Raw genomic sequence first — 248 nt, 5'->3', positions numbered from 1 at the left:
AGCAGAACATTTTTATGCACAGCTAAATAATGCAATTGGAATGATGTATGACATTCGGGTGCATATTTCTCTAAATCTGCTTCTGAAAACCCACTTGCACTCTTAGGAGTCGGATGAAATGGATGACGAACGTTTAGTACGCGACTTTTTACATGATGCATTTTTCTTTATTAATATCGCCGAAATCATCTTATTTATTGAAAAGCAATATGGTATCGATGAGCAGCGACAATGGAAATGGGTTAAAG

General features: G+C 36.3%; 2 pseudogenes. One reads left to right on the top strand and one right to left on the bottom strand.

What is annotated here, in order from left to right:
• Nucleotides 1-131 (bottom strand): annotated as a pseudogene (locus IDG65_RS14560) (IucA/IucC family protein); the annotation flags it as partial.
• Here IDG65_RS14560 and IDG65_RS15185 point away from each other — a divergent pair.
• Nucleotides 116-248, top strand: a pseudogene (locus IDG65_RS15185) (hypothetical protein); the annotation flags it as partial. The pseudogenes IDG65_RS14560 and IDG65_RS15185 sit on opposite strands and share 16 nt — an antisense overlap.

Source organism: Staphylococcus sp. EG-SA-17 (genome assembly GCF_017151845.1).
GTDB classification, from domain to species: domain Bacteria; phylum Bacillota; class Bacilli; order Staphylococcales; family Staphylococcaceae; genus Staphylococcus; species Staphylococcus aureus.
This window is presented reverse-complemented; position numbering and strand designations above follow the sequence as displayed.